This is a genomic window from Bradyrhizobium sp. CCGUVB14, assembly GCF_024199935.1.
Taxonomy (GTDB): domain Bacteria; phylum Pseudomonadota; class Alphaproteobacteria; order Rhizobiales; family Xanthobacteraceae; genus Bradyrhizobium.
The window spans coordinates 5,344,406-5,363,785 of sequence record NZ_JANADS010000001.1 but is presented as its reverse complement, the minus strand read 5'-3'; the positions used below and the strand labels follow the sequence as shown (position 1 = coordinate 5,363,785).

General features: G+C 62.4%; 20 protein-coding genes, 1 tRNA gene and 1 pseudogene. 11 read left to right on the top strand and 11 right to left on the bottom strand.

What is annotated here, in order from left to right:
* Window positions 1–241: 241 nt before the first annotated feature.
* Window positions 242–331: transfer RNA gene (locus tag NLM32_RS24935), tRNA-Ser, on the top strand.
* 163 nt (window positions 332–494) lie between these two features.
* Window positions 495–629 (top strand): annotated as a pseudogene (locus tag NLM32_RS46385) (integrase arm-type DNA-binding domain-containing protein); the annotation flags it as partial.
* A gap of 169 nt (window positions 630–798) precedes the next feature.
* Here NLM32_RS46385 and NLM32_RS24930 read toward each other — a convergent pair.
* From NLM32_RS24930 to NLM32_RS24915, 4 genes are all read right to left on the bottom strand, one after another.
* Window positions 799–1,116, bottom strand: coding sequence for a hypothetical protein (locus NLM32_RS24930; protein ID WP_254131504.1), 318 nt, complete (start codon window positions 1,114–1,116; stop codon window positions 799–801).
* A gap of 537 nt (window positions 1,117–1,653) precedes the next feature.
* Window positions 1,654–1,890, bottom strand: a complete 237-nt coding sequence (locus NLM32_RS24925) for a hypothetical protein (RefSeq protein ID WP_254131503.1) — start codon at window positions 1,888–1,890, stop codon at window positions 1,654–1,656.
* 2,070 nt (window positions 1,891–3,960) lie between these two features.
* Window positions 3,961–4,308, bottom strand: coding sequence for a hypothetical protein (locus NLM32_RS24920; RefSeq protein ID WP_254131502.1), 348 nt, complete (start codon window positions 4,306–4,308; stop codon window positions 3,961–3,963).
* A 185-nt stretch (window positions 4,309–4,493) separates the two neighbouring features.
* Window positions 4,494–5,015, bottom strand: a complete 522-nt coding sequence (locus NLM32_RS24915) for a GNAT family N-acetyltransferase (protein ID WP_254131501.1) — start codon at window positions 5,013–5,015, stop codon at window positions 4,494–4,496.
* 159 nt (window positions 5,016–5,174) lie between these two features.
* On the opposite strand from NLM32_RS24915, the gene NLM32_RS24910 reads away from it, so the two are divergent.
* From NLM32_RS24910 to fabI, 4 genes are read left to right on the top strand one after another with little or no spacing between them, the layout of a single operon-like run.
* A complete protein-coding gene (locus tag NLM32_RS24910; protein WP_254131500.1) occupies window positions 5,175–7,397 on the top strand; it encodes a DUF3141 domain-containing protein in 2,223 nt (740 codons plus the stop codon).
* 29 nt (window positions 7,398–7,426) lie between these two features.
* The gene (locus NLM32_RS24905) at window positions 7,427–8,389 is read left to right on the top strand and encodes a phosphate acetyltransferase (protein ID WP_254131499.1); all 963 of its coding nucleotides are present in this window, start codon (window positions 7,427–7,429) and stop codon (window positions 8,387–8,389) included.
* Between the two features lie 5 nt (window positions 8,390–8,394).
* The gene (locus tag NLM32_RS24900) at window positions 8,395–9,609 is read left to right on the top strand and encodes an acetate/propionate family kinase (protein WP_254135409.1); all 1,215 of its coding nucleotides are present in this window, start codon (window positions 8,395–8,397) and stop codon (window positions 9,607–9,609) included.
* On the top strand, window positions 9,606–10,394 hold the full coding sequence (gene fabI, locus NLM32_RS24895; RefSeq protein ID WP_254131498.1) for an enoyl-ACP reductase FabI: 789 nt from the start codon (window positions 9,606–9,608) through the stop codon (window positions 10,392–10,394). Before NLM32_RS24900 ends, fabI begins: the two co-directional genes overlap by 4 nt.
* Before the next feature lie 12 nt (window positions 10,395–10,406).
* Here the strand turns inward: fabI and NLM32_RS24890 are convergent, their stop codons facing one another.
* The 3 genes from NLM32_RS24890 to NLM32_RS24880 are packed head-to-tail and all read right to left on the bottom strand — an operon-like array spanning window position 10,407 to window position 11,875.
* Window positions 10,407–10,559 (bottom strand): hypothetical protein, encoded by a 153-nt coding sequence (locus tag NLM32_RS24890; protein ID WP_254131497.1) that lies wholly within the window; start codon window positions 10,557–10,559, stop codon window positions 10,407–10,409.
* A gap of 13 nt (window positions 10,560–10,572) precedes the next feature.
* Window positions 10,573–11,223: a 3-oxoacid CoA-transferase subunit B gene (locus NLM32_RS24885; protein ID WP_254131496.1), complete on the bottom strand. Its 651-nt coding sequence runs from the start codon at window positions 11,221–11,223 to the stop codon at window positions 10,573–10,575.
* 4 nt (window positions 11,224–11,227) lie between these two features.
* Window positions 11,228–11,875, bottom strand: coding sequence for a CoA transferase subunit A (locus NLM32_RS24880; protein ID WP_254131495.1), 648 nt, complete (start codon window positions 11,873–11,875; stop codon window positions 11,228–11,230).
* A gap of 261 nt (window positions 11,876–12,136) precedes the next feature.
* Between NLM32_RS24880 and NLM32_RS24875 the strand changes: the two genes are divergently transcribed.
* The gene (locus NLM32_RS24875; RefSeq protein ID WP_254131494.1) at window positions 12,137–12,487 is read left to right on the top strand and encodes a phasin; all 351 of its coding nucleotides are present in this window, start codon (window positions 12,137–12,139) and stop codon (window positions 12,485–12,487) included.
* Between the two features lie 1,534 nt (window positions 12,488–14,021).
* Here NLM32_RS24875 and NLM32_RS24870 read toward each other — a convergent pair.
* Window positions 14,022–14,270, bottom strand: a complete 249-nt coding sequence (locus tag NLM32_RS24870) for a DUF3551 domain-containing protein (protein WP_254131493.1) — start codon at window positions 14,268–14,270, stop codon at window positions 14,022–14,024.
* Window positions 14,271–14,665: 395 nt separating this feature from the next.
* On the opposite strand from NLM32_RS24870, the gene NLM32_RS24865 reads away from it, so the two are divergent.
* On the top strand, window positions 14,666–14,857 hold the full coding sequence (locus NLM32_RS24865) for a hypothetical protein (RefSeq protein WP_254135408.1): 192 nt from the start codon (window positions 14,666–14,668) through the stop codon (window positions 14,855–14,857).
* A 243-nt stretch (window positions 14,858–15,100) separates the two neighbouring features.
* Window positions 15,101–15,433, top strand: coding sequence for a DUF1476 domain-containing protein (locus NLM32_RS24860; protein WP_254131492.1), 333 nt, complete (start codon window positions 15,101–15,103; stop codon window positions 15,431–15,433).
* A gap of 5 nt (window positions 15,434–15,438) precedes the next feature.
* Here the strand turns inward: NLM32_RS24860 and NLM32_RS24855 are convergent, their stop codons facing one another.
* Complete coding sequence (locus tag NLM32_RS24855) at window positions 15,439–16,017, bottom strand: TIGR00645 family protein (protein ID WP_254131491.1); 579 nt, start codon at window positions 16,015–16,017, stop codon at window positions 15,439–15,441.
* A gap of 109 nt (window positions 16,018–16,126) precedes the next feature.
* Here NLM32_RS24855 and NLM32_RS24850 point away from each other — a divergent pair, with 109 nt between their 5' ends.
* Window positions 16,127–16,414 (top strand): hypothetical protein, encoded by a 288-nt coding sequence (locus tag NLM32_RS24850; protein WP_254131490.1) that lies wholly within the window; start codon window positions 16,127–16,129, stop codon window positions 16,412–16,414.
* 16 nt (window positions 16,415–16,430) lie between these two features.
* On the opposite strand, the gene NLM32_RS45905 is transcribed toward NLM32_RS24850, so the two are convergent.
* Window positions 16,431–16,559: a hypothetical protein gene (locus NLM32_RS45905; RefSeq protein WP_256561590.1), complete on the bottom strand. Its 129-nt coding sequence runs from the start codon at window positions 16,557–16,559 to the stop codon at window positions 16,431–16,433.
* An 814-nt stretch (window positions 16,560–17,373) separates the two neighbouring features.
* Here NLM32_RS45905 and NLM32_RS24845 point away from each other — a divergent pair.
* On the top strand, window positions 17,374–18,300 hold the full coding sequence (locus NLM32_RS24845; RefSeq protein ID WP_254131489.1) for a septal ring lytic transglycosylase RlpA family protein: 927 nt from the start codon (window positions 17,374–17,376) through the stop codon (window positions 18,298–18,300).
* A gap of 10 nt (window positions 18,301–18,310) precedes the next feature.
* Here the strand turns inward: NLM32_RS24845 and NLM32_RS24840 are convergent, their stop codons facing one another.
* On the bottom strand, window positions 18,311–19,267 hold the full coding sequence (locus NLM32_RS24840) for an alpha/beta fold hydrolase (protein ID WP_254131488.1): 957 nt from the start codon (window positions 19,265–19,267) through the stop codon (window positions 18,311–18,313).
* Window positions 19,268–19,380: the final 113 nt, after the last annotated feature.

Sequence of the window (19,380 nt, the reverse complement as noted above, 5' to 3'; positions counted from 1 at the left end):
CCGCTGTTGGTCGCGCTTCCTGGATCGTGCAGGAACGGCCAGGCCATTCCTCAATCGCGATCACGATGGACATTTACAGCCATCTGATGCCGAACATGCAGGGCGAAGCGGTCGCAGCGGTTGACGACGCCATGCGAGCCGCCATAAAGAAGCGAACCGACGACGTTGGGTAGCAAAGCGGTAGCAGAGTCCTCGAAATGGTCTCTGCGAAGTGGCGAAAAGCTAAACAATTTCAAGGCTTGGAAGGGTGGCCGAGTGGTTTAAGGCACCGGTCTTGAAAACCGGCGTGCCCGCAAGGGTACCGTGGGTTCGAATCCCACCCCTTCCGCCAGTATATTGTTTTCCACTATTCGCACCTATTCGGAATTCACAGCAAAATCAAAGGTCTGCTCGAAGACGCTATACTTGCACGTTCGCAAGTGTTCGCCTCAATTCGAGCTGTGACCGCAGATTTTGACCGTGGGTTCGGAGGATGGTTTTACGGAGGGGAACGCATGTCCGGAAGATTGAAGGCGCTCGACGTCGAGCGGGAGACCAAGCCCGGGAAGTATGCCGACGGTGGCGGCCTTTATCTGATCGTCACCGGTCCGACGTCAAGGAGCTGGGCGTATCGCTACTGGAAAGACGGCAAGGAGCGCTGGCACGGCCTCGACTCGTTCAAGGATGTCTCGCTCAAGGATGCTCGGATTGGTTCGGGACGCTGCGCGGCTAAAGGTGAAGGGCGATCGCAGCACCCCCGGCGTCGATATCGTTCGGGAGCGGCGCACGGCGCGGGATGTGGAGAAGCGGGCAGTTCGCTCAGTGCTTCGCCGCTCTCTCAAGGAATTCCAGCATGGAGGGCGACACCTCCTCGAATTCAACAAAGCGACGGCGCAGCTCATCCGCGATTTCCGCGGTCACATCGCGCGACCATCCCTCCGTCGTGTTAAAGGCGACGATGCGAGCTGGACGAATGTAATGGCCTTCGATCAGGTGCCGCAGCAAAGTCGCACGATTGCTGTCCTCTTCTGCCGTTTCAGACCAGGCCCGTCCCAAACGGCCGCCGAAGTCCTCAAGCACAATATAGACATCGCGGTTGCCCGCACTCAGCGGCACGATGGATGGAGACTGAGCCATGAGAACGCGCTTGACTAGAGTTCCGTTCAGAACTGGAACCTGATCTCAAACGGCCGGAAAGGCCACGGCAAAAAAGGGGTAGGCTGTAACGGGTTGAAGGTACTGGCCGGAGCTAAAACAACGCATGGGATGGCGGCGGCCCGATATCAACTGGATGGAGCGCCTGTGCGTTTGAAGGCCTGGCTGGTGTTTGGGGTAAGTTTCCCTGCCAGATAACGCGCTGGTGGCGATCTGTTGCGAAGGCAACGAAACCATTTTCCACCCCTCACGAAGTTACGCGGAAGCATCCTGAGCAGATCGTGTTGTGCAGTTTCCACTAGGAGGCTGGTCCCATGGATGACTTCCAGCAGGATTGCGCTCATGTCGCGAGCCAGTTCTTGGCAGAGCCTGCGAACGGTACGTCTGAAGACACGGTCACTCGGAAGCATTGGGCGCGCGGCATTGTCGTATTTTACGCCTGCGTTCTTCTGGCAGGCGCGACCGCAATTGTGGTCACACAGCACATAAGTTCGCCAGAGCAGCACGCGTCGATTCAGGCTAGCGCGAGGTAAGGGACGCCAACGGCCGGCTGGCAGCCTTCAGTTCATCGCGAAGGCGCTGGACGTCAGCTTCGTGGATGGTCAGCGCATCTGCCAGAGTGTCGAGCACTTTGCAGGCATCGGTGGTGTCGTGACCATGCATATGTAGGTCCGCTACTAGTCTCTCTTGGCGCGCAACAATCTGCCTGCCTTTGGCGACGTGCCCTTCGGCTTGGGCAAGGTGTTGTTGGATCATATCTGAGTCCATTGCGGGTAACGCTATGGACGGAAGCTGGTTCGGCTGCATGGCAGGAACTGCAGGCTAGCTGCCGCATTTAGTGCGACATGCGAAGGCTCTATTTTGGCCTTGCGGCTGCAGTCTGCGCTTATGTGTTTCTAGTGCTGTGGCTCGGAGAACATCAGCGACAGGCAGGCGTTGAGCGCCTTGAGAGATATGAAATCCCCCACGATTCACGTGTACGGTAGCGTTGTGTCTAGTGCTGCTGTCAGGGAACATTCACCGCAGGCATCGCCACGGTCGCTAGCGGTTTGAACGGTCCGTCGTACATGGCAGTCACCGCGACTAGCGCGACGGCAACAACGATCAGGGCTCGTATGACGAGGCTCCACATGGGGCCAAGTCTAGGCAGAGCCGTACGTCGTGGTTGTGAACTATGCCACAGGCGAATTTGTTGTTTTTGCAACTGCGAAGAAGTGGGGGCGTCGCGCCCGCCATGTCGACTTCCTTCCTGTCACTCGAAATGCCGGAACGCCGAGTCTACAGGTAAGGAGCTCAAGCTGCCGGGCGGGACTGAGAGGCTTTGGCGATTGGTCGTTACCCTGGCGTCGGCCTCTCCGGTACCGTCCGAATTCGGACACCCGCAAATCCGAATTGGGACACTTTGATTTGAGACAGTGGTGGTGCAATGAGACGCGCGGCGTATCGCCGTGTGCTCGCAAAGGCCTCAGCCGGCCAGCCCCGGGCTGGGGCCTTTTGTTTCCGCGAATAAAAACGCCGCCCGCTTAAATGATCGCGGGCGGCGACTTTCCAGCCCCGGGTGGGTTTGCAAAAACCCGGTCCGGGATAGTCAGCACAGATCGTGCCAACGTTTTATGTCGCGTAATGACACACGTGACGTCAGGTTAGGACAGTGAAGCCGACCTAGTCGACGCTTCGCACGCTCACTCGCGACGTGAACAGCGATCGCGCGTGGGACGCTTGGCGTTAGGATTTCGGTCCGCGACAAGACTGCCTCGGAGCGGCTCAACGGTTAGCGTTCGGTCGAACGATGAATTGAGATGGGCCGCCCACTGAGGCGGTCTTTTTCAAAAGCTTTGAATAAGCGAATAAACAAGAGCCGTCGAAAAAACACTCAATCCAACGATAGCGACTTTGAAAACGAGGACTGCAGTCATGCGGTGCCTCCGTGTTTGCAAATCAGTTGAAGCGTACGCCTTTGAGCGGAATCGGCAAGCAACCGCAGATTCCATTATTCGATAACGTTCAACCGGTAACGACGGGCTAGCTTGTGTGAAGCTGGCGTCGCGATTATCGGAAATCGGCAAACATCAATGTGGCCGTTTGAGCACGCATCGCAATACTCTACACCGCGCCATTGTCTCGCATTCTCGACTCAGGTCTCTTCGTTGAAGCCGGAATTGCTTCTATGGGGACTAGCGTGCACGGCGAAGCTGGATGCATAGTTTGCTGCCAACCCAGGGTGCTCAAGGCACTTTTTCCGGTGGCTGAAGGCTTCGAGCTGAAACTCTACGAATGCGCCAGCTGTGCTAGTCGTTTGTGGTTAATCACAAGAGCGTCGAAATTGTTCGCGCCCAAGGCGGCACCGCTTCCTCGAACGAGCTTCACGACAATCGATGCTGCGTTGGAGGCCACTGCCTTTCGTGCTGACACGTCAAAGCTCAGGAGTCCGCCCACGGCCCGCTGATCGTCCGCATACTCCTTGGCGACCTCGTGGGCCTCGTTGTCTCGCGGCGATGGATCGGGGAGCGCTGGCACTCCCGGCGCTCAAATCCGCAATTGGATCGGCTGCCGGGAGCTTGGGGGCTGGCAAACGAGCCGTGCCATGTTCGCGCTTGAGGTGCAATCCTGGGAATGGCGGACTCCGGTAGTTTTACGGAATCCATTTTCGGAACGGGGTGTTCTACTGTGAGAACACCGGCGAGATTTGAGTACTAAGCAATTTCGAGTTGCCCGGGATGGCCGCAGGAGGGGCTGGAACCACTCTGCGGCCTTTCCCTTTCTAAAGGCAGGCCGAACATCGGCGCCGCGACCGCCGCGGCTCTGCCAGACAACCGCGATGAGCGCTCATTGCCATGTCAGCGAATAGGTTCGCCCGTTGGTGTTGGGGTCGCTGTTGTCGCTGGCCGAGAAGATGATGCCGCTGCCGCGCCGATGCGAATAGCTGCCGTCGGCGATTGTCTTGAGACTATGCGCCGGACCGAGCTGCCTTCCGTTCTCGAATACGGTGACTGTCGACCGGGTCGGTGCGCTATCAAAATCGGCGAGCCCGTCGAGCCCCGGGATCAGGGCTTGATAAGCTTTGTTATCGAGCTTGCGGAACGGGCCGGCCAGCGTCGCGGCCTTCGGCGGGTCGGGTTTCGGGACGTAGCTGTAGTGCAGATATACCGCGACCGGGAAATAGATCGCGAGCAAGACCAAGACCGTCTTGGAAGCCTGTGAAAGTGTCCAAGACTGATGGTTGGATAACGACGACATGGTTGGACTACGCAACAATAAGACAACACCTCACAACTGGATCGGTAGCGTCCTGGTTCCAGCCACCAGCGAATGAATCACAGGACACCCAGTCGGCCACCAGCTCGTTTCTCGCCGACATGCTAGGTCAGCTTCAATGTCATGTGAATGACGCCGGGCTCGCAGGTCGTTGCTGGCGTGAATCCAAATTTTTTGAAGACGCGGAGCATCGCCGCGTTGTCTGACAGCACCTCCGCGGTCAACTCCGTCAATCCAGCCTCGCGGGCGATAGCGATCAGGTGGCCCGTCAGCAGCCCGCCAATACCGCACCCTTGCCAGGCATCGATCACGACGAAAGCCGTCTCGGCCCGTCCAGGCCCGGACATGACATAGCGGCCACCGCCGATGATCGTGCTGCGGCCCGCGTCGTCCGTGCACGCGACGAGTGCCACATGGCTCCTGAAGTCGGGTTCCATGAAGAAAGCGCGCTCCCGTTCGGAAAAATGGCGTTTCGTCACAAAGAAGCGGCGCTGGAGCGATTGTGCGCTGGTTTCTTCGAGCGCAGCGAGCATGTCGAGCTCGTCGTCGGGGCGAAGTGCCCTGATTTCGATCAATCGTCCGTCGCGCAGCGTCTCGCGACGGATGAAATTTGCGGCATCGGACATTTGGCTCTCGCGTCGCTCTCTTGTCGCTCTCTTGCGCGGTCGAGGAATCGGGCGATATTGATCTCGATTGACGCGCACGCCGTCGCCGACCGTTGACCTATATCAACGACGGCAACAGCCGGCCCTCTTGAATGACCTCGCGTGACGACGAGGTCGAACATGGCGACGGAAATCCCAAAGCTGCCTGATGGTCCGATGTCGGGGTTGGTCGCCTCGGCCGTTGAATACATGGTCGATGCGGGACAACGCAGCGTCCTGTTTCTCGACATCATGCGCCAGCGCGGCGACCAGTATCGCGAGCACGTCGCGCAGACTGCACCGCATGTGCTGCAATATGCTGCAGAATTGATCACGGATGGCCGCTCGCTGGAGGAGCCGGTCAACTACGCGCTGGTGCGCATCATTCCGCCGAAGGATGTCGAGATCGACATGAACCGACGGCCGTTTGTCGTGGTCGACCCGCGGGCCGGTCATGGTCCGGGCATCGGCGGCTTCAAGGCGGACAGCGAGATCGGCGTCGCGATGAAGGCTGGTCATCCCTGCTATTTCATCGGGTTCCTGCCCGAGCCGGTACCGGGCCAGACCATCGAGCGCATCGCGCGCGCGGAGGCGAAATTCATCGAGACGGTCATCAGCCGCCATCCCGACGCCGACGGCAAGCCGTGCGTGATCGGCAACTGCCAGGCCGGATGGGCCGTCATGATCCTGGCGTCGCTGCGGCCGGAACTGTTCGGGCCTTTGATCATCGCCGGCGCACCGCTTGCCTATTGGGCCGGCGTGCACGGCAAAAATCCGATGCGCTATTCCGGCGGACTGCTGGGCGGCAGCTGGCTCACGGCGATGACGAGCGATCTCGGCGCCGGCAAGTTCGACGGCGCCTGGCTGGTGCAGAACTTCGAGAACCAGAATCCGTCGAACACGCTCTGGACCAAGCAGTACAACGTCTATTCCAAGGTCGACACCGAGGCCGAGCGCTATCTCGATTTCGAGCGCTGGTGGGGCGGACACGTCAATCTCAATGCCGAAGAAATCCAGTTCATCGTCGACGAACTGTTCATCGGCAACAATCTCGCCGCCGGCCGGATCGAGATGTCCGACGGTCAGAAAGTCGACCTGCGCAACATCCGCTCGCCGATCGTGGTGTTCTGCTCCAGGGGTGACAACGTCACCCCGCCGCAGCAGGCGCTGGACTGGATCCTCGATTGTTACGCCGATGTCGACGAGATCAGGGCCTATGGCCAGACTATCGTCTACACCGTTCACGAGAGCATCGGCCATCTCGGCATCTTCGTCTCCGGGGGCGTCGCGAAGAAGGAGCATGCGGAGTTTTCCAGCAATATCGACCTGATCGACGTGCTGCCGCCCGGGCTGTACGAAGCCACATTCCAGGCGAGGGGCTCCGACACCCGCAATGCCGATCTGGCTGCCGGGCAGTGGGTGATGCGTTGCGAGGCGCGGACGCTGGATGATATTCGCGCGATGGGAGTAAATTCGCCCGAAGACGAGCGGCGGTTCGCGGCGGCGAAGCGCGTCTCGGAGCTCAATCTCGCGGCCTATCAAAAGTTCGTGCAGCCATGGCTCAAGAAGATGGTCACGCCCCAGGTGGCGGACTGGGCGCGCAACATGCATCCGCTCCGGATGCAATACGAAGCCTTCAGCACCAAGAACCCCTGGATGGCCGCCATCAAGTCGGCGGCTGATCGCGTCGAGGACAATCGCAGGCCGGTCTCGAAGGACAATCCGTTCCTGGCATTCCAGGAGCAGTTCTCGAAGCAGATCGTCCATGCGCTGGATAGCTGGCGTGATGCGCAGGAAGCGCTGAGCGAGACGATCTTCCTCAACGTCTACGGTTCGCCGGCGCTGCAGGCCGCGGTCGGCGTGGATCCGAATTCCGTACCGTCGCGCCTCCGCGAGATGTCGGCCGAGCACCGCGCCATGCTCGACAAGCGGATCGCCGAGCTGAAGTCCCGGATGGGAGAGGGCGGCCTTCGCGAGGCGGCCATCCGCGCATTGCTCTATGTCGGTTCGGCACGCGGCATGGTGGACGAGCGGAGCATCGAGGCGCTGCGCCAGATCCGGCGCGATCATCCCGGCGATCGGATGACGCTGCAGGCGTTCAAGACGCTGGTGCGCGAGCAATTCTTCATGCTGCTGCTGGACCGGGACGCGGCGCTTGGCGCTATTCCCAATATGCTGCCGAACGATCTCAATCAGAAGCGCGCGGCTTTCGCTGCGATGCGCGAGGTGCTGTCGGCGAGCGAGGACATCAGCGGCGAGCGTGCGAACCGTCTGCGGCGGGTCGCCGGGCTGTTCGGACTGGACGGGGAAGGAGAGTGGACGTCGAACGTCGCCCCTTTCGACCCCAAAGCAAAAGCGTCATAGCGCGCATTGGCGCAAGCGGGAGTGACAGGATGTCAGCCGATGCGACGCAAACCCAGTCCGGCAGCAAATATGACCGCCTGATCGCCGCGGCCCGGGCCGCGCCACCCACGCCGACCGTCGTCGTCCACCCCTGCGACGAGACCTCGCTGCGCGGGGCCGTCGACAGCGCGAGCGCGGGCATCATCCGGCCGATCCTGGTCGGCCCCGCAAAGAGGATCAGGGACACCGCGGCGAAATTCGATCTGGACGTGTCCGGATTCGAGATCGTCGATGCCGCGCATAGCGACGACGCTGCCGCCAAGGGCGTCGAGCTGATTCATTCCGCCAGGGGTGAGCTGTTGATGAAGGGCAGCCTCCACACCGACGAACTGATGCGCGCCGTCACGGCCAAGACCGGAGGCCTGCGCACCGACCGCCGCATCAGCCATGTCTTCGTGATGGACGTGCCGGCCTATGCCGAGACCATCTTCGTGACGGATGCCGCGATCAACATCTTTCCCGATCTCGACGCCAAGCGCGACATCATCCAGAACGCGATCGATCTCTATAACCAGGCTGGCTTCGGCAAATTGCCGCGGGTGGCGATCCTGTCGGCGGTCGAAACGGTCACCTCGAAGATTCCCTCCACCATCGAAGCAGCCGCTCTCTGCAAGATGGCCGACCGCGGCCAGATCACCGGCGGCGTGCTTGATGGCCCGCTGGCCTTCGACAACGCCATTGATCCCGAAGCTGCGCGGATCAAGGGCATCACATCCGAGGTCGCCGGGCGCGCACAGATCCTGATGGTTCCGGATCTCGAGTCCGGCAACATGCTGGCCAAGAACCTCGCCTATTTTGCCAAGGCCGACGGCGCGGGCATCGTGCTCGGCGCCAGGGTCCCCGTCGTCCTGACCTCGCGGGCGGATTCGCCGCGGGCGCGGATGGCCTCATGCGCGGTCGCCGCGCTCTACGCTCACGCCCGGCGCCGGAAGGCGCCGACAGTCGCGGCGTGACCGCCATGGATACGATCCTGGTCGTCAATGCCGGCTCTTCCAGTGTCAAGTTCCAGGTCTATTCGGTCGAAGGCGACGGTGCGCTTCGCCGCCAGATCAAGGGACAGATGGACGGCATCGGCAGCCGGCCGCGCCTGCGGGCCAGCGGCGCGAGCGGTGATCCGCTGGCCGATCGCGCCTATCCCATCGAGGCTGTACCTGATGTCCCGACCGCAATGGCCGTCGCCGGCAACTGGCTGCGGGACGAGCTCCATGTCACGCCGATCGCGGTCGGCCATCGTGTCGTCCATGGTGGCCCGGACTTTTCGCGGCCGGTCCTGATCGACCACGGCGTCGTGTCTCGCCTCGAACGTTTCGCGACGCTGGCGCCACTGCATCAGCCGCACAATCTCGCGCCGATCCGCTCGCTGCTGGCGAACTTCCCCGCGCTGCCGCAGGTGGCATGCTTCGATACCGCTTTTCACCGCACGCATGGTGTGGTCGCCGATCACTATGCCATCCCGCATCAGCTTCATGCCGAGGGGGTGCGGCGCTACGGTTTTCACGGGCTGTCGTACGAATACATCGCACGGACCCTGCCGAGCATCGCGCCCGACATCGCCAGGCGACGCGTGATCGTTGCCCATCTCGGCAGCGGCGCCTCGATGTGCGCGATCAAGGATGGGCGCAGCATCGAGAGCACGATGGGCTTTACCGCGCTCGACGGCCTGCCGATGGGCACGCGTCCCGGACAAATCGATCCGGGCGTGGTGCTCTATCTGATGTCCGAGAAGGGCATGACGCCCGCGCAGGCCCAGGACTTTCTCTATCGCGAATGCGGCCTGAAAGGCCTGTCCGGCGTCAGCAACGACATGCGGGAACTGGAAGCCAGCGCAAATCCGCAGGCGAGGCTGGCGATCGACTATTTCGTCTATCGGATCGGCCTCAACGCCGGCATGCTGGCGGCGGCCCTGCAGGGGCTCGACGCCTTCGTCTTCACCGCCGGGATTGGCGAAAATTCCGCATCGATCCGCGCACGCATCGCGGAACAGCTCGGATGGCTCGGTGTGGCGCTCGATGCGGGCGAGAACGCCCGCCATTCCCGGCGGATCTCGCGGGCCAACAGCCTGATCCCCGTCTATGTCGTTCCGACCGACGAGGAATTGATGATCGCGCAGCACACATTGGCGATGCTGATGAACGGTCAATCCCACAACACACGACCTGAGAGGGTGTCATGATCCCGGCATTCCCGGACAGCAAGGTGGCCCTCAAGGGCAAGAAGGGCCTGGTTGTCGGCATCGCCAACGACCAGTCGATTGCCTGGGGCTGCGCGCGCGCATTTCGCGCGCTCGGTGCCGATCTCGCCGTGACCTATCTGAACGACCGCGCCAGGAAGCACGTCGAGCCGCTGGCGCAGGCGCTGGAGGCGCCGATCTTCATGCCGCTGGACGTGATGGCCGAAGGCCAGACCGAGGCGGTCTTCGAGCGCATCGCGAGGGAATGGGGGCAGCTCGATTTCCTGCTGCACTCGATCGCATTCTCGCCCAAGGAGGCGCTGCACGGCCGTGTCGTGGACGTCGGCCGCGACGGTTTCCTCAAGACCATGGACGTGTCGTGCTGGTCCTTCCTGCGGATGGCTCATCTGGCCGAGCCCTTGATGAAGAACGGCGGCACGATGTTCACCATGACCTATTACGGCAGCCAGATGGTGGTGGACAATTACAACATCATGGGCGTCGCAAAGGCGGCGCTCGAGGCGGCCGTCCGCTATGCCGCCGCCGAGCTTGGACCGAAGGGAATCCGCGTGCACGCGATTTCGCCTGGGCCGTTGGCGACGCGTGCGGCGTCAGGCATTCCGGAGTTCGACGAGCTCATGGACAAGGCGCAATCGAAGGCGCCGGCGCGCAGCCTCGTCAGCATCGACGATGTCGGCAACGCGACCGCGTTCCTGGCGCTCGATGGCGCCAAGCTGATTACCGGCAGCGTGCTCTATATCGACGGCGGATATCACATCATCGATTGAGCGTCGCGTCCGTCAACGACAGTGCAGGGCGATCGACTCGGCGACGCAGGCGGGCTTCTTGCCGTCTTCGATCTCGATCACGAGATGGTCGTTCACGTGCAAGCCGTCGGGGATCTCCGTACCGACCGCGGATTTGATCTCGTTGAGGTCGCTGAATATCCGCATGACGGTCCCCTGATCAGAGCTTCATTTCGGCGACGTTGTCGGGGACGGCGAGCTCGGCCTCCGTGACCGCCATGACCTCGCCGACGCTGACACCGGGGGCGGTCTCCAGCAGCGTCGCCTTTCCGTCGGGGAAGCCGATCACGGCCATGTCGGTGACGACCAGGCTCACCGGTCGCGCAGAGGTCAGGGGCAGGGTGCATTTGGCGACGATTTTCGATTTGCCCTTGGCGGCGTGCTGCATGGCGATGATGACGCGCTTGGCGCCGCTGACGAGGTCCATCGCGCCGCCCATGCCCGGGACCATCTTGCCGGGGATCATCCAGTTGGCGAGCAGGCCGTGTGCATCGACCTGGAGACCGCCTAGTACGGTGACGTCGACATGACCGCCGCGGATCAGCCCGAACGACATCGCGCTGTCGAAGGTCGCCGCACCCGGCAGTGCGCTGATCGGACGGCCGCCGGCGTCGGTGAGCAGGGGGTGGGCCATGCCATGCTCCGGGATGGGGCCGGTGCCGATCAGGCCGTTCTCCGACTGGAAGAACACCTTGAGATCGGCCGCGACGTAGTTGGCGACAAGGGTCGGAATGCCGATGCCGAGATTGACGAGATTGCCGCTCTTCAGCTCCTGGGCGACGCGACGGGCGATGATGATCTGCGGATCCATGATCTCACCCGTTCGTAATGAGGTAGTCGACGAGCGGCGCCGGCGTGACGACGTGATCAGGCGCGATCACGCCGACCGGGACGATGTGCTCCGCGGTGACGATGACGGTGTCTGCCGCCATCGCCATGATCGGATTGAAATTGCGCGCCGTCAGCACGTAGGTGAGGTTGCCGAGATAGTCGGCGAGGAAGGCGTGGATCAGCGCGTACTGGGCGCGGATGGCGGTCTCCAGCAGGAACGGCTTGCCGTCGACCTCGATCTGGCGCTTGCCTTCCGCAACGAGCGTACCGACGCCGGTCGGCGTGAGGACGCCGCCGAGGCCGCAGCCGCCGGCCCGGATGCGCTCGACGAAGGTGCCTTGCGGCACCAGATCCACGGCGATCTGGTTTGCCAGCATCTGCTGCTGCGCCTTTGGATTGAGCCCGATATGGGTGGCCGTCAGCTTCGAGACCTGCCCGGCATCAAAGAGCTTGCCGACGCCCTTGCCCGGCGTGGCGGCGTCATTGCAGATCAGCGACAAGCCGGTCTTGTTCTGCCGCACGAGCTCGTTGAGCAGCCGCTCCGGCGTGCCGACGCCCATGAAGCCGCCGACCATGACGCTCGCGCCGGCCGGGATCATCGCGACGGCTTCTTCGACGGACACGGCCTTCATGGTCGGAACTCCGGTCGGCGGGCGCAGGTGACCGGATTGATGGTGGGCGCGAGCGGCCTCGCAGCTTTGATCTGCGTCAAGGCTTCGTGCCGTTCGCGGGTGAGATGTCGATGCTTGCTACGGCGCCGAACGCCGTTGCACGCTTCCGTGAAGGCCTGGACGGATATCCAGGCGCTGTTCGACCGTATCATCGATCAGACCTTCGGCGCCTGGTTCGGAAGACTTGCCGCGTAACCACGAACTCCTGAAAGGAGAGACGTCATGGCTGAGATCAACGTATCCGTTGAAGGCGTGCGTGCGACAATGACCGACGCACTCGATCGCGTGCGCAAGGCCAACTCGAATTATTTCGAGCTGCTGGAGAAAGCCCTGAGCTCTTCACCACTGCCGATTGCGAGCCAGGCGAAGGAGTTTTGCAGCGTCATGCAACGCAACGTCAACGCGACCTTCGATCTCGGCGACAAGCTGATCCATGCCAAGGATGTGCCGGACGCGCTTAAGCTCCAGGCCGACTTCTTCCAGGACCAGATGCGCGCGCTCACCGAGCAGACCCGGACCATGGGCGAGTCGGCGATGAAGGCCGCCGGCGGTCTGTTCGGTCCGAAGGGCTGAAGCTGCGGGTACGGCTGGGCGAGGTCAAGCAAAAGGCCCAGGTCCGGATAAGTCCCGGGCAGGCGGGACTGGGCCTGCGGAGGCCCAAAAGAAGGGGGCCGCGCAATGGCGGCCCCCCTGCCGGTTGCAATGATTGTTCGGAATTGAAATGCCAGCCCCGGCATCCGCTATGCTAATCGCCCGTGCTTTCGACGCAACGTAAATCGTTGGTTTCACTTGGGGAACCGGGAGAACTGTTGCAGATTCGCTGGCAGCGCACCTGACAGGGACAGCATGTGTGACCTTTATCGGAGGCCGCCTGTTGCCGATCCGACGCTGGTCGATCGACGCCGAGCCGACCGGGAACATTGCCGCACCGGCGGCAACGAGGCGGCTCCATACCCCCTACGAAAGGACCAGCATCGACAGTTCGGACGATCCCGGGTTCGTTCGCGACCGGTTCGCGCTCCCTACGAGAGGCAAGCGACGATGGCGAGAACGACATCCGAGCCGAGGTCACCCGAATAGATCGACAAAGCAATCCCGAGCCCAAGCGCCAGAGCAATAACTTTGAGAGCAATCATCTGAATTCCCCTCGTTCTAATGCGGACAGGCTGAGCCCTGATTGTTTCCAGGCTGCTTCGAGGGAGCGATAAATGGCTTCGTTCACCGAGCCGTTATCCTCGGGGGCTCAAGACGAAGGCCGCAGCGATGATCCGCTGCGGCCCATGCCGTCTCAAAAATGCCGGGTGAAAAGATTCAAGTGAAATATGCTGCCAGCCCCGGTACCAAAAATTCTACCGGGAAAATTAGGCAATCTTCAAATTAATTCCGCCGGGCCGCGAGAGAATCTCTGAATTGCTTAACCTTTGTGGGAGGTCATGAGGGAGAGCTCCGCCCTTTGGCTGGCTATCGGGCGGGCCCTCGACCCCAAGCGCAAGCCGCATACATCCCCGCGGCCCGGCCCAAGGGAACCTTGAGCCCAATTGCTCATTGAATTCCATGAGAATTCCGGACCTTTAGGGGTGCCTCGGACGGATTAGGATACAACTCATTTTAGAATTTTGATTTGGAGCTACCCGTTGGCCGCAAGTCTAAAAATGATCGTTTCTGCTTACGTGCGCTCGAATAACCGGCAAGCTCTCGAGAATATGCGAGAGCTTCGGCGCCAGTTGCTCGAACCGCTCCAGACGACATCCAGCATCAACGCGGCGAAGTCTCGCGAGTCCATACTCGAGGACCTTCGCGTGATCGAGGAGGGATTGGAGCAGCTGCGTCTATCAGGGCGCGGCTGAGACAACGATAGGCAGCTTCTCGCTTGCTCGAAATCCTGATGTGCTGAGCTCGTCCCTATCTCTCGCAGCCACGAGCTGGCTTTTGCCACGTCGTGATCCCGCTCGACGGCCGGGGACGCAGCAGACGAAGTGTCGGGAAAAACGAGTATCCGAGGGCCGGTACGCGCGCGGCCGTCGGGTCTTCCGCGAGTTTACGTCGGCGGCCAGGCTCGGCGCGTTGACGCCGTCGGCGAGAGTGAGCGCCGGAGCAGTCGCGACGATCAGCGCCGCTCCTGCAACTTCTTTGTCCCGGGCTGGGCCTGCTGCTTGAACCTCACGCGCGGATTGATGTCGCAAGTCGTGTCCCACCGTCCGGATGCTGAAGCCATGCATTGCTCCCGGGTCTCGTACATGCACTCGCCGGGCCAGCCGAGATCGTCGCCAACGACACACCAGGGATAATCACGCTCTGCGTGCGCAGCAGGAAGGGATCCCAGAAGGATCAACAGGGCCAGGACTGTGGTGCGCATCTCGGTTCTCCAGATATGACGCCCTCGACGAGAGAGCTTTGAGCGAGCCGAAGCCAATGGCAGTCTGCGTCTTGGTTGCTGTGGAGGCCATAGCTCACCCGGGCGGCTGGTACGTCAGATCACACGCGCTGTCGCTGCTCATTTCGAATCGCGCAAGCGGGCTGGGGTCCGCGATTCGATTTCGGAATAATAGTATTATCTCACTGTTTTGCCCGACGCGTCAAACGGCTTTTGCGGGGATGCGCAAGGTGGGCGCGGACATCGTCGATTCGCGATGCGCGGGCTACTGTGCATGGGGTTGTTTTCGATATTTTTGGCAGAGGTCTGTGCCGGGGGCGCCTGATGGGACGGGAACCTCTCGCGGAACCTTTTCCTCACCGCCGCGTTACCTCGCCATGACAGAAGATCTTTCCTTCCGACGCAAACCCTTGACCCCCGAACAGCGCCAGGCGCGCGATGCGGCGCGCCGCGTCGAAGCGGAGAAGGCCATGCGCGATCATGAGGCCGCGCAGAAGGCATTCTATGAGAATCGCGAACGGCTGAAAGCCGAGCGGCTGGCTCGTGAGGCGGCCGCCGCCAAGGCCTAACGACAAGGCCTGACAAGGCCTGACGGCAAGCAAGGCCGCATCGGTCAGGCATCTCACAAATCTGTTCGCCGTGCGCCTCCGGTTCAGGACCCGGGGGCGCGCGGCCGCTTGCGCCTGGGCCGACCAGTGGCTTGACGGCGTGCGCCTTCGGTCGGATGATTCAAATCATCCTCAATTGACGAGAACGACGGAGACATCCGCTCCCAGTCCAGATCCCATCAGCGCAACGCAATGGAGCTGACCATGACCACGTTCGACAAGCGCGAGCAGGGCTTCGAGGCGAAATTCGCCCACGACGAGGAGCTCATGTTCAAGGCCGCGGCCCGGTCCAACAAGCTGCTCGGGCTCTGGGCCGCGGGCCAGCTCGGGCTCAGCGGCGATGCCGCAGCCGCTTACGCGACGGCGCTGGTCACGGACAATCTGGGCAACCAGACCATCAACGAGACCCTGCGCAAGGTGTCGAACGATCTCGCGCCAAAGGGGATTTCGCGGGAGCAGGTCGCGCAGAAGTGCCAGGAATGCCTGCACCAGGCCTTGGCGCAGCTCGAGGCCGCATCGCGCCAGGCTGGCGGATAGTCAATTCACTCGGCGTCCTTGCGCGCGGCCGTGTTGCTGAACCTGTCGACGAAGGCGATGCCGATCGCCGAGACCACGAAGGTGATGTGGATCAGGACCTGCCACATCACACCGTTCTCGGTGAGACTGGCGCGGTTGGAGCCGAGATTGCCGGCCTCGATGAAGGTGCGCAGCAGCGCGATCGAGGAGATGCCGATGATCGCCATCGCCAGCTTGATCTTGAGCACGCTGGCGTTGACGTGGCCGAGCCATTCCGGCTCGTCGGGATGGCCCTGCAGGTCGAGCCGCGACACGAAGGTCTCGTAGCCGCCGACGATGATCATCACCAGCAGGTTGGAGATCATCACGACGTCGATCAGCGCCAGCACGCTCATCACGATCTCCTGCTCGGTGAGCTCGAACGCATGCGAGGAGAGGTGCCAGAGCTCCTTCAGGAACAGCACGATATAGACGCATTGCGCGACGATCAGCCCGAGATAGAGCGGCAGCTGCAGCCAGCGCGAACCGAAGATGATCATCGGCAACAGGCCGAGCCGCGGCGAGGGCGGGCGGGGCCGGGTCGTGGTGTCTGGTTCAGTTGACATGCAGGTCGCATCCACGCATCGAGATTGTCTCGCTCACCTGTAACCCGCCCAGATGGCCGGCGGAAGACGCGGCCGTGCTATCATGCGGTCTGGATCGGGAGGCTGGCAGATGTCTCGCAGCTTTGGCTGGGCGCTCGGGAAGATATTGATCGCGGCCGCACTGATGCTGGACGCCGGCGCGGCCCCGGTATCGGCGACACCGCTGACGCCATTTCGCTACGAGGATCAGGCCCAGCGCCATTGCCCCGACGACAAGGTGGTGTGGCTGGATTTCAGGAAGGGCGTCTACTACCGCAAGGGCCAGAAGCTCTATGGCCAGGGGTTCGACGGCAGCTTTGTCTGTCTGACCGAAGCGCGCGGCGGCCTCTATCGCAGATCGCCGCTGGGCTTGCGCTGACGGTTGCGGGCGTGAGCTAGTTCTGGCTCGGCAGCTTCACCGGGACGTGCGGGGAGGTGCTGATGACCCGGGGGCTTCCGTCGGGATAGGTCCGGCCGCCGCGGATCAGCGATTCCAGGACCAGGAAGAATTTCTCGGCTAGCATGTGCGTCACCCTCATTGGTGATGGCCTCGTGAAAATGAGTCGAGGCGCCGACGCGAAAATTCAATCAACTAAACGGGAGCGTCGCAATCCCGGATCAATACGCATGCTGCGTCGCAATGGTGCAGCGGTCGGAAAATTCGAAAACGCTGGTTGAGGATTAGCCGAAGGCCAGGGCGACGAGGCTCGAGCAGAGCAGGACCAGACCGCCTGCGGTCAATGCCAGAAAGCCATCGGATACGAGGTCATGTTTGCGCATGGGACACCTGCTGCTCTCATCCTCGATGCTCAATCGGATTGATTAAAATTGTCCGAACGAGCCGCTGTGAAGAAGTGATGCAATGTCGACCGCGCGAGTGCCGTCAGGCCCTCGTGCGGTAGCCTTCAAACGCATGGGCCAGGAAGATACCTGCGCTTACCAGACCCATCAGTGCCGAAACCGTCTCGATCATCGTTAAATTCCAATCCCGCCCCTGCAGCCGAGAAAACGCGGGCGGCCTTGCACAGTCAAAAGAATTCCGGTGAAGCCGGCGACAATGGGGGTGGAGTGAGCTTTTGGCGCAACAGCTTGTGCAGGAGTGGCACATCAGAGGTGGCGCCGAGGGCCGCGTGCACCGTAGATCAACGGAGAATGCCGAACGTCCTGTTTACCATCCCGACGCGAACGCTGTGGGCTCCCCATTTCCGCCGTGTTCGGGTTGCGTTATCGTTACCGTCTCTGAGACGGTGGTGGGCCGCCTCGGAGCTTAGGGTCCGGAAGGCGCCCCCGCAGGCAAGCGGGTTGGGTCCGCCTCCGGCGAAATGGTATTTGGGGCGAATGGGGATCCGACGGTCAGATTCGGTGGTGCGGGCCGCGCGCAGTGTTGCGGTGGTCGCCAGCTGCCTAGCGCTCGCCAATTGCGCCTCGTCCAACAAGTTCGCCAGCCGGGTCGATCCCAAATACGGCGTGTCCTCGAGCCCGCGAGTCGTGGCCTGGGGCGATCCGGTCCCCAAGGGCGGCGGCACCTATCGCGTCGGCAAACCCTATGTGGTCGCGGGCCGGACCTACGTGCCGGAGGAGGACGTCAACTACCGCGCCGAGGGCATGGCGTCCTGGTACGGCGACGATTTCCATGGCCGCCAGACCGCCAATGGCGAAGTGTTCGACATGGGCTCGCTGACGGCGGCGCATCCGACCCTGCCGATGCCGTCCTATGCGCGGGTGACCAATCTCTCGAACGGCAAGTCGCTGATCGTCCGCGTCAATGACCGCGGGCCCTATCACGGCAACCGCCTCATCGACGTTTCGAACAAGGCTGCCGAACTGCTTGAATTCAAAGGTAATGGCGTCGCCAGGGTTCGCGTCGAATATGTCGGCCGGGCGCCGCTCGAAGGCTCCGACGACCGCCAGCTGATGGCGACCTTGCGCACCGGCGTTCCGGCGCCGTCGCCCTCGATGGTCCGGGTCGCCTCGGCCCGGCCGTTCGTTCCGGAGCTGACGTCGAGCCGCGGCGCCATCCGTGGCGATGTCCCGATGCCGGAGGGGCGGCCCTATAGCCTCGGCAACACCTCGACTGACGTCGCCTCGATCAACGCGACTTCGGAAATGTCGGCCTCGAGCCGCAGCCGGGGCCGGGCGCTCCAGAATGCGCGCCAGGTGTCCTATGACGAGGACGGCCGCTATGCCGCGGGGAGCGGTCCGGCCGCCGCCGATGACGGGGCATCCGAAGCCCGCAGCATCCTGACCGGCCGCGGCCTTTACTGACGGCCGCGCATTAGCGCGAAGTCGCCTCACGCAGGAATCTGATCAGCGCGGCGTTGACGTCGTCCGGCCGCTCCTGCTGCACCCAGTGGCCGGCACCGTCGATGATCAGCTTTCGCGTGAGATTGGGCAGCACGCGCTCCAGCTCGTTGACGCGCTTGGCGCCGATCAGGCCGGTGATCACGGCGTCCTGCGCGCCGGCGATGAAGAGGGAGGGCTGGTGGATCTGTGCGTTCTGCCATGGCGCGGTCAGCTCCCAATTGCGGTCGAGATTGCGATACCAGTTCAGCCCGCCGCGGAATCCCGACTTGCGGAAGCTCTCCGTGAACTGGGCGAGATCGTCCTCGCTCAGCCACGCCGGCAGTGGCTCCTCGGTGCTGGCACGACCGAGAAAGCCCTCGCCCTCCTGCACGAACATCGCGGCGTTCGGATCGGCAAGCCCGCGGCCGCCGAGCACGATGCGCATGGTGCGGGCGACGTCATGCTCGAACTCGGCCTCCGCGACACCAGGCGCCTGGAAGTATTGCCAATAGAAATTGGTGATGCCGCCCTGACGCAAGAGCTCCAGCGGCTTGCCGCGTCCGCGGAACGGCGGTGGCACGCTCAGGCCTGCGACGGCCGTGAAGATATCCGGACGAAACAGAGCCGAGTGCCAGGCGACCGGCGCGCCCCAGTCATGGCCGACCACCATCGCCTTGGTGGCACCAAGCGCCTGGACCAGGCCGACCACATCGCCGACGAGTTCGAAGATCGAATAGGCGGTCGCGTCAGGCGGCGCCGCGCTCTCGCCGTAACCACGCATGTCGGGGGCCACGACGTGGAAGCCGGCATCGGCGAGCGCCGGGATCTGGTGTCGCCAGGAATAGGATAATTCCGGCCAGCCATGGCACAGCACGACCAGCGGCCCCTGGCCGGCCTCACGGATGAAGAGGTCGATCCCATTGGCCTTGATCACCCGGGTGGTGGACATCGCTTTTCCGCCTTGTTTCAGGGGTTTGGTCAGGAAATATCAGGTGCCACGATAGGGATGCGACGAGAATCGTGCAATCTCGGGGCACGCGCCGATCCTCGTGTTGTTCGCAC

What these genes read in the sequence shown, in the direction of transcription:
- NLM32_RS24930 (WP_254131504.1), bottom strand. Translation starts at nt 1,116, where the DNA reads ATGGCTCAGTCTCCATCCATCGTGCCGCTGAGTGCGGGCAACCGCGAT.
- NLM32_RS24925 (WP_254131503.1), bottom strand. Translation starts at nt 1,890, where the DNA reads ATGATCCAACAACACCTTGCCCAAGCCGAAGGGCACGTCGCCAAAGGC.
- NLM32_RS24915 (WP_254131501.1), bottom strand. Translation starts at nt 5,015, where the DNA reads ATGTCCGATGCCGCAAATTTCATCCGTCGCGAGACGCTGCGCGACGGA.
- NLM32_RS24910 (WP_254131500.1), top strand. Translation starts at nt 5,175, where the DNA reads ATGGCGACGGAAATCCCAAAGCTGCCTGATGGTCCGATGTCGGGGTTG.
- NLM32_RS24905 (WP_254131499.1), top strand. Translation starts at nt 7,427, where the DNA reads ATGTCAGCCGATGCGACGCAAACCCAGTCCGGCAGCAAATATGACCGC.
- NLM32_RS24900 (WP_254135409.1), top strand. Translation starts at nt 8,395, where the DNA reads ATGGATACGATCCTGGTCGTCAATGCCGGCTCTTCCAGTGTCAAGTTC.
- fabI (WP_254131498.1), top strand. Translation starts at nt 9,606, where the DNA reads ATGATCCCGGCATTCCCGGACAGCAAGGTGGCCCTCAAGGGCAAGAAG.
- NLM32_RS24890 (WP_254131497.1), bottom strand. Translation starts at nt 10,559, where the DNA reads ATGCGGATATTCAGCGACCTCAACGAGATCAAATCCGCGGTCGGTACG.
- NLM32_RS24885 (WP_254131496.1), bottom strand. Translation starts at nt 11,223, where the DNA reads ATGGATCCGCAGATCATCATCGCCCGTCGCGTCGCCCAGGAGCTGAAG.
- NLM32_RS24880 (WP_254131495.1), bottom strand. Translation starts at nt 11,875, where the DNA reads ATGAAGGCCGTGTCCGTCGAAGAAGCCGTCGCGATGATCCCGGCCGGC.
- NLM32_RS24875 (WP_254131494.1), top strand. Translation starts at nt 12,137, where the DNA reads ATGGCTGAGATCAACGTATCCGTTGAAGGCGTGCGTGCGACAATGACC.
- NLM32_RS24870 (WP_254131493.1), bottom strand. Translation starts at nt 14,270, where the DNA reads ATGCGCACCACAGTCCTGGCCCTGTTGATCCTTCTGGGATCCCTTCCT.
- NLM32_RS24865 (WP_254135408.1), top strand. Translation starts at nt 14,666, where the DNA reads ATGACAGAAGATCTTTCCTTCCGACGCAAACCCTTGACCCCCGAACAG.
- NLM32_RS24860 (WP_254131492.1), top strand. Translation starts at nt 15,101, where the DNA reads ATGACCACGTTCGACAAGCGCGAGCAGGGCTTCGAGGCGAAATTCGCC.
- NLM32_RS24855 (WP_254131491.1), bottom strand. Translation starts at nt 16,017, where the DNA reads ATGTCAACTGAACCAGACACCACGACCCGGCCCCGCCCGCCCTCGCCG.
- NLM32_RS24850 (WP_254131490.1), top strand. Translation starts at nt 16,127, where the DNA reads ATGTCTCGCAGCTTTGGCTGGGCGCTCGGGAAGATATTGATCGCGGCC.
- NLM32_RS45905 (WP_256561590.1), bottom strand. Translation starts at nt 16,559, where the DNA reads ATGCTAGCCGAGAAATTCTTCCTGGTCCTGGAATCGCTGATCCGCGGC.
- NLM32_RS24845 (WP_254131489.1), top strand. Translation starts at nt 17,374, where the DNA reads ATGGGGATCCGACGGTCAGATTCGGTGGTGCGGGCCGCGCGCAGTGTT.
- NLM32_RS24840 (WP_254131488.1), bottom strand. Translation starts at nt 19,267, where the DNA reads ATGTCCACCACCCGGGTGATCAAGGCCAATGGGATCGACCTCTTCATC.